This is a genomic window from Blautia sp. ZXY-1-B12, from assembly GCF_056339915.1.
Map to the genome: position 1 here is coordinate 24,648 of NZ_JBWJVP010000260.1, position 6,084 is coordinate 30,731.

General features: G+C 42.0%; 6 protein-coding genes. 5 read left to right on the forward strand and 1 reads right to left on the reverse strand.

Going from position 1 to position 6,084, the window contains the following annotated elements; genetic code table 11:
* The first annotated feature begins 299 nt into the window (after positions 1-299).
* From AC075L_RS18370 to AC075L_RS18380, 3 genes are read left to right on the forward strand one after another with little or no spacing between them, the layout of a single operon-like run.
* Positions 300-524 (forward strand): DUF3791 domain-containing protein, encoded by a 225-nt coding sequence (locus tag AC075L_RS18370; protein ID WP_005341260.1) that lies wholly within the window; start codon positions 300-302, stop codon positions 522-524.
* Entirely contained in the window at positions 517-1,083 is a 567-nt protein-coding gene (locus AC075L_RS18375) for a DUF3990 domain-containing protein (RefSeq protein ID WP_025579155.1), read from the forward strand. The genes AC075L_RS18370 and AC075L_RS18375 overlap by 8 nt, the downstream gene beginning before the upstream one ends.
* Entirely contained in the window at positions 1,071-1,301 is a 231-nt protein-coding gene (locus AC075L_RS18380; protein WP_025579156.1) for a hypothetical protein, read from the forward strand. The genes AC075L_RS18375 and AC075L_RS18380 overlap by 13 nt, the downstream gene beginning before the upstream one ends.
* A 149-nt stretch (positions 1,302-1,450) precedes the next feature.
* On the opposite strand, the gene AC075L_RS18385 is transcribed toward AC075L_RS18380, so the two are convergent.
* Positions 1,451-2,728 carry a sensor histidine kinase gene (locus tag AC075L_RS18385; protein ID WP_144137050.1) on the reverse strand — a complete coding sequence of 426 codons (1,278 nt, stop codon included), beginning with the start codon at positions 2,726-2,728 and terminating at the stop codon, positions 1,451-1,453.
* A 143-nt stretch (positions 2,729-2,871) separates the two neighbouring features.
* Here AC075L_RS18385 and AC075L_RS18390 point away from each other — a divergent pair, with 143 nt between their 5' ends.
* Both AC075L_RS18390 and AC075L_RS18395 read left to right on the forward strand, forming a co-directional pair.
* Positions 2,872-3,543, forward strand: coding sequence for a response regulator transcription factor (locus tag AC075L_RS18390; RefSeq protein ID WP_118341571.1), 672 nt, complete (start codon positions 2,872-2,874; stop codon positions 3,541-3,543).
* Positions 3,544-3,627: 84 nt separating this feature from the next.
* A partial coding sequence (locus AC075L_RS18395) for an extracellular solute-binding protein (RefSeq protein ID WP_476387995.1) occupies positions 3,628-6,084 on the forward strand: 2,457 nt, incomplete at its 3' end.

The following is a 6,084-nucleotide window of genomic DNA, read 5'->3' on the forward strand; positions in this document are numbered from 1 at the left end:
CCTGGCAGAATGCTTCAGAAGTCAAAAAGAATTTGAAAAAAGATAACACGTCGGATACGGCATAAATCTCTTAGTAACGCTAAGAGCGCACTTCGATACAGACAATTTCATCTGCCTGTATCGTGCAACCTGCGGTGCTGCTCCCGGTTTTGAGAAATCTCAATCCGGGAAATACAGCGAAATCAAAGATTTCGTACAAGGGGAGTTTCCCCTTGCGGCACAGGTGCCTATCCCAATAAAGTTTATGACTGAATATTTCAGATACAGACATATAAAGTTATAAATTTGGAGGATTCATTATGAGTGAGAAAACAGAGATTACTTTCATGCAAACAAGACTAATCCGGCTTGCTTCAGAAGAGTGGCATTTACCTGTTGAACAGATTATCCACTTGTTTAAAGAAGCTGATGTTCTTGGATATATAGAAAAATGCTATGGGATTTTTCATTGTGAAGGTGATGAAGCTGTGCTTGAAGACATTACAGAATTTCTGGAAGGAAAGGGGATAAAGATTAGTGCTTGAGTTAAAAGATGGATTTGTTCTCTATCATGGAAGTTATTGTGAAGTAAAAGAGCCAGATCTTGCCAAATGTGCAAAGAGAAAAGATTTTGGGCAGGGATTTTATTTAACCACATCCAAGGAGCAGGCAGAAAGTTTTCTGAGAACCTCGATAGTCAAAGCAATCGCAACCGGAACAATTGAAGAGGGACAGAAGTATGGATATATTTCAACTTTTGAATTCAAACTTTCAGAAAATCTTGAAACGCATATTTTTGAAAATGCAGATGTAGACTGGTTACATTGCATTGCCGCTCATCGAAAGAAAAAAATGTTCATCGAAGTTGAACGTGAAATGGCAAGGTATGATATCATTGCAGGAAAGATTGCGGATGATGCAACAAACGCTACCCTTACTGCTTACCTTGCCGGGGTTTTCGGGACAGCAGGCGATAAGGAAGCAGACGATTTCTGCATCAGACAGTTGCTGCCCAATAAACTAAAAGATCAATATTGCTTCAAAACAGAAGCCGCTATTAGGTGTCTGAAATTTGTGAAAGGTGAGAAGATATGGCTGAGGTAACAATTCCAAAAGAAAAAATGAATTATACAATAGATCTTCTTATCACTATGGTGACAGATGAGATTGCAGAAGAAACGGGCAAGGACAGAAAAGAGATATTGACAGATTTTCTATGTTCAAAGACAGGAAAAGCACTGTATGATGAGAAGACAAAGTTGTGGTGCACTGGCCCGGCATATATAGCTGAACTGTATATGGAAGAATTAAAGAAATCCTGATATGGGATGTGAGTTTAAATTTATACGACAATATGGTGATAAAAAACTTCTATTTCGAGGAAGTAACAAATAAACCTATATTATTCACGGCATAGCCGTGAATAATATAGGTTTATTTATAAATTTTTATGTTACAGAAAATTACTGTGTTATGCTAACGGCAGAGAAATCTGAAAAGTAGAACCACCGCCCGGGGTATCCAGTACAGAGATTGTTCCTTTATGAAGTGAAATGATCTCATACGCAATACACAGTCCCAGACCAAAATGCTGCCTGTTATTTCTGGCAGAATCTGCCTGGTAAAAACGCCGGAAAACAGAAGTCTTGGCAAAATCCGGAATACCGGGTCCGTTGTCTTTGACGCGGATAAGAAAGTGCGTTTCGGTCTGTGAAAGGGAAAGAATAATTTTCCCGTTTTCGGGGACATAACTGATGGCATTGTCAAGAAGGATTCCAAGCACCTGACTGATCCTTTCCGGGTCACAGGGACAGGAAGGGATTTCCTCTTCCGGAAGTTCAATGAAAAATTTCATATGGTGGTCCTGCATCAGGGGTTCATACTTTTCGTAGGTATCCAGAAGTAAAGTATCCAGTTCACAGAAAACCGGATGCATTTTCCAGGAATGGTTATCTGCATTTGACAGAGAGAGCATATCATTTATCAGGAGGGACATTCGCGTCCCTTCTTTTTCTATGACTGAAAGAAAATGTTCCTGTTCTTTCGGATCTGCCTTTTTCATGGCAGAGATTCCGGACAGGATTACTGCCAGAGGGGAGCGAAGCTCATGGGAGGCAGCAGCGATAAATTCGGTCTGTTCCTGCCTGCTTTTTTCCAGGGGAGTGATCATTCTTCCGGTAAAGAACCAGGAACAGATACTCAGAGCCAGAATTGCCAGAAAAGCTGCGCCGGAGAATGCAAGTCTCTGTAACAGAATCCTGTGTTTTACAGAATCCAGGGAATACAGGATGATCATACTGACGGTTCCGTGGCTCTTGGGGATCAGAGCAGTGGAAACATAGAAATCTTTCATCTGAAAAAAGATCCGTTTTGTCAGTTTACTGACCGCACCGGGATTGGAAAGATCAAGTGCATAGGAAGCAGCAGAGATTTCTTCTGCCTTCCGGAAAATCGTTTCATCCAGAGAATCCGTCTGTAGTTTTTTCAGATAAAGAGAATTTCCGTTGTCTCTGATATCCATGGAAATATCATAATTTTTTTCTGCCTGCAAAATCCAGTCACTGCTGATGATACTCTGCGTTTCCAGATGAGAGATACAGGAGATGGCGTTGTTCTGAAAGGCATTCCACGCATTCTGGCGTGTGCTGTTTTCTGCGATGAAATTACAGGCAGTTGTCATAATAAAAATGACGATGCCAATGATCAGAGCAGAGAAAAAAGTCATTTGAATATGAAGTCTGTGAAACATGAAATATTTACTCCTTTATGAGATTGTATGGTAATTGTATCATGAAAACCTGTAAATAATCTCTAAAAAAATTCCTGTAACCGAGTATAGAGACAATTTAGAGAAAACTCATGTATAATGAAAAATCAGGAGGATGAAAACAGATGAAAATTTTACTGATAGAGGATGACAGGGAACTGGCAGATAGCATGAGATTTCAGCTCGAAAAAGAAGGCTATGAGACAGATATCTGCGATGACGGAGAAGAAGGGCTTTATTATATGAAAGAACGAAGCCATGATCTGGTGATCCTGGACCGGATGCTCCCGTCCATGGATGGTATCACTGTTTTGCAGGAAGCCAGAAAGAATCATGTTTCCACACCGGTGATCATGCTGACTGCACTGGGAGAATTACAGGATAAACTGACCGGACTGAAAGGCGGCGCAGATGACTATATGGTGAAGCCGTTTGCCTTCGAAGAACTTCTGGCAAGAATACAGTGTATGGTTCGAAGACCCGGAAGATGGGAGGACACGGCAGTATTATCGCTCGGAGATCTTATTTTTGATCCCGAAAGCGGCAGACTGGAAGGAAACGGAAAGGAATGTACCCTTTCCAAACGGGAAGGAGCACTTCTGGAGCTGATGCTTCGAAACGCCGGTCAGACACTTCCGAGAGAGGTGATCCTCAACCGTGTCTGGGGAGCAGACAGTGAGGTGGAGGATGGAAATCTGGATAATTATATTCATTTTCTGAGGCGAAGATTAAAAAGTGTCAGAAGTACACTGAACCTGAAAACCGTCCGGGGAATTGGATATCGGCTGGAAAATTAGAGAAAGTTTAGAGATTTGCCTGTTACAATCCATTTATCCTGAGAGGGACAGAAAGAAAATAAAAACATGGAGGTATATCCTGATATGAGAAAAATAAAAAGGTGGAAACAGGGAATCGCCGTTGCCGGAGTGATCGCACTTACTGGCAGCCTGCTTGCCGGATGTGGCGGTGCAGATGGAAAAAATTCCGGAAGCAAAGGAGAAACAGGAAGCATCAATCAGGCAGGGAATGCAGATACAGCAGATCTTGTGAATGTAAATACCGACAATTCAGATGGTAAAAAAACAAAAGATGAGAGCGCAAAAGCAATGGGACGTTTTCTGGAAAATGATCTTACAGTACCTGAAAACAGCCAGTTTCTGAGAGATGTCAAAGTACTCGACTCAGGTGCATTGCGCATGGTTTATTACAGTACAGCAGATAACTGTTATTATGCAGCAGATTCTGCAGATAATGGAGAAACCTGGACGAATGGAAAAAGTCTGGAAGAACTGTTGGGGCTTAAGGAGAATCTGGGAGAATATATCAGCGTTGTTTCTGCAGCAGCGGATGGAAGTATATTTGTCGGGGCAGATCTGTCTCCTGACAGGGACAATGAAAATGCACAGACAACAGCCGACAGTGGGGAAGAGGATTCTGCGTATGACAACCTGAAAATGGAATTTTTCTATCTTTCCCCTGATGGAAATGTACAGAAAGTTGATACCGGAGATACGATTCAGTCTTCCTATACATTTCAGGCATGTTTCACAGAGAATGGGACAGTTCTTATCGTAGATCCAGGCAATGGCGTAGCAGAGATCAATCCTTCAGATGGAAGTCTGGTGAGAAGATATGAGGAAGGAATCCGTGTTGATTTTATCGGAACAGCAGGAAAAATGTTGTTTACCATTCAGGATCAGACTCTTCACGGATATGATCTGGATACTGGAAAACCACTGGACAATATCAGCGCGCTTACAGAGCAGATCCAGTCTGATGAGCAGGATGTCAACTGGACAACAACCAGCAGTTTTCCGCTTATGTTCTTAAAGGGAGATGAGGATAACAGCCTTTTTTATATTGATCATACCGGTGTTTACAGATATGTTCTGGGAGGCAGCACAGTGGAACAGATAATCGATGGTTCCTTGAATTCGCTCAGTTCACCGGATACAGGAACTGTAGCATGGGGGCAGGACAGCGATGGAAACTTCTATGTGGGCTGCAATGCAGGAGAAGATATAAAAATTTATTCTTATGTATATTCTAAAGATACCCCAACGACGCCGGATACAGAGCTGACTGTTTATTCCCTGAAAGATAATGATTTCATAAAACAGGCAGCAGTGCTTTTCCAGAAGAAATATCCGGATGTTTATGTAAATATTGAGACGGGAATGTCGGGAGATGATTCTGTTACAGATACAGATGCGCTGAAAGTTCTCAATACAGAGATCATGGCAGGAACAGGGCCGGATGTCCTGCTTCTGGATGGTATTTCAGAGGATACTTATATAGAAAAAGGAATGTTGGAGGATTTAAGCGGGGTATTAAAAGATACAGATATCCTGTCCAATATCAAGGACGCATATACAAAAGAGGACGGAAGCATTTATACCATGCCTGTCAAGTTCGGCATTCCGATGATAGAGGGAAATAAGGATATCATAGCCGGAATTACGGATCTGACAACAGAAGCTGATGCAGCGGAGTCGCAGAAAGATAGCTATGGAAAATTACAATTCTTCAGCGATTTTTCTATAGCACCATCCTATCTGATACAGGGAACCATAGATAATAGTATACCTGCATGGATGAACGAAGACGGAACTCTGAATGAAAATGCTGTGAAAGAATATCTGGAACAGGTAAACAGGATCTGGCAGACTCAGAAAAATGCGATAGAAGAAACAAAGAAAGCTTATCAGATGGGGGATGACTGGGCAGATTCAGATCATTCAGGATATATGGACATTTCAGGATCCGTAACCAGTCTGCTTGCAAAAGTTGATACAGTAGCAGCAGGAGGCCTGCTCTCACCGGAAGGTCTGGTATCTTTAGATTCTGCAAGAAAAGTAGATCCGGATCTGGATTATAAACTTCTGAACGGACAAAGCGAGAACTGTTTCTATCCAAGGAGTGCTGTCGGGGTCAGTGCAAAGGCATCCGAAAAAGAAGCGGCAGAGAAGTTTGTCAAGTTTCTGTTTGAAGAGGAATCCCAGAGAGCAAGTAATACGGAAGGGTTAGCTGTAAATAGTAAAGTTTATGAGGATATGGCTTACTGGAAAATGGGAAAATCCAGCGGAGATACCATTGGCTCGATCGGGGCTTCCTATGATACGGCAGATGGTAATATCAAGCAGATTGAGATGGACGAGATCATTCCGGAAGATGAAGCAATACAGAACATCATGGATCTGGGAAAAACACTTACTGTACCTGCAAAGAGTAATCAGATCATCCGAAATGCAGTAACGGAATCCGGTGAGAAATACCTCAATGGAGAAACGGGGCTGGATGATGCTGTGAAAGAGATCATGCAGGAAGTAAATCTGTAT